We start from the raw sequence: 1,627 nt of genomic DNA, 5'->3' as shown, positions 1-1,627 counted from the left end.
GGGGGGCTGGGGCGAAGTCGGCGAGGCGGTCGGGGCTGGCGAAGGCGGTGAGGTCCCCGCCGGTCGCGGCGACGAACTCGGCACCGGTGGTGGGGCCCATGCCGGGCAGCGGGAGGATGATCTCGGCGTCCCGGTGCCGGCGGAAGCGGGCTTTGATCCGGGCGTCGAGTTCGGCCCCTGGCGACGCCGACGCCAGCACCAGGCCCGCATCAGTCACCACAAACGACGCGGAAACAGCCCATGACACCTGCCCACCAGTCACGGCAAGCGCCGTTGCAATACTAAGAAGTCATTTCATTTGGCGAGCCGGCGGTAGCAGATGAGGGTGCAGGCGAGGCTCGTGAAGGCGAGGAAGTGCTCGGCTTTGCGCTCGTAGCGACGGTGGAGGCGACGGCATCCAGCGAGCCATGCCATGGTGCGTTCGATGGTCCACCGGTGCCGGCCGAGCCGCTGTGAGGTCTCGACTCCCTTTCGGGCGATGCGGTGCCGGATGCCCCGCTGGGATAACCATCGTCGTAGGTGGGAGTAGTCGTATCCCTTGTCGGCGTGCAGTTTCTCGGGCTTGCGTCGTCGGGGGCATCGCCGGGATCGAATCGGCGGTATGCCCTTCACGAGCGGGATCAGGGCCTGGCTGTCGTGGACGTTGGCGCCGGAGATGCCGACAGACAGGGGCAGACCGTTCCGCTCGGTGATCAGGTGGATCTTTGAGCCGTACTTGCCCCGGTCGACAGGATTCGGACCTGCCAGGTCCCCCTTTTCAGGGCCCGCATGTTCACCGAGTCGATCGCGCAGCGGGACCAGTCCAGGTCGCCGCGGGCGCCGAGTTCGTCGAGGACAAGGCGGTGCAGCTTGGCCCACACGCGGGCCTTCGTCCACTCCGTGAAGCGCCGGTGGGCTGTCGCGCCGGACGGCCCGAACGAGGCGGTCGGCAACTGCTGCCACGTGCAGCCTGACGTCGCCACGAACACGATCGCGGCCAGTACTTCGCGGTCGCCGTGCCGACGCCGGCCACCACCCTGAGGTCGCGACGGCGCCTCCGGCACCACCCGCTGGAACAGCTCCCACAACTCGTCCGGCACCAGCCGCTCAACGATCCCCGACACGACCAGCAGCATACCCAGCCAAATGAGATGATCTCTAAGTGGACCGTCAGGGATCTCAGCGACGCGACGCTCGATGTCTGGGGCAGAGCCATGATCGGGACGGGTAAACAGGGCAATGACCAGCCCGAATTCGTTGCGCACGACAGCTTGCCGAATCTCGCCCTGGCAACGCGGTACGGGGCGGGAGTGCCGGGCCTCAGGCGGTGGACCTCAGCCGGGCGGCGAGGGCGGCGAGCCACGCGTCGCAGGTGTACGGGGCCGGGGGGTCGACCTCCGCCGCTGCGACCACCTGGTCCTGGCCCGGTCTGGGCGAGGGCCTCTGCGACGAGTCGGCGCGCGTACGCGGCGTCGAGTCCGTCCGGACGGAAGAGGATCCGGTACATCATGGGCCTCAGGACTCCCCTGCCCACCTCCGAGCCGACTGCTGACCGACACACAGGCCGCCGCGCGACCGTCGGGAGACGGCGCTCGGCCGCCGGTGCGAAGGCCATGACGGACGTGGGTCCGCGGGGCTGGGGCTGGCG

The 1,627-nt window shown here is 69.1% G+C and carries 2 protein-coding genes; both read right to left on the bottom strand.

What is annotated here, in order from left to right:
• Positions 1 to 217, bottom strand: a 217-nt coding sequence (locus ACJA3G_RS36565) for a transposase (RefSeq protein WP_406557323.1), incomplete at its 3' end; no start/stop codon positions are given.
• A gap of 77 nt (positions 218 to 294) precedes the next feature.
• Positions 295 to 1,115, bottom strand: a protein-coding gene (locus ACJA3G_RS36560; RefSeq protein ID WP_406557324.1) for an IS5 family transposase whose coding sequence is annotated in 2 segments (ribosomal slippage) — positions 295 to 756 and positions 759 to 1,115 — 819 coding nt in all. Because the reading frame shifts where the segments join, the coding sequence is not laid out codon by codon here.
• Positions 1,116 to 1,627: the final 512 nt, after the last annotated feature.

The sequence above is a fragment of the Streptomyces sp. YS-3 genome, from assembly GCF_045257485.1.
Lineage (GTDB): Bacteria > Actinomycetota > Actinomycetes > Streptomycetales > Streptomycetaceae > Streptomyces.
The sequence above is the reverse complement of the archived record's forward strand: the minus strand, read 5'-3'. Positions and strand labels throughout refer to the sequence as shown.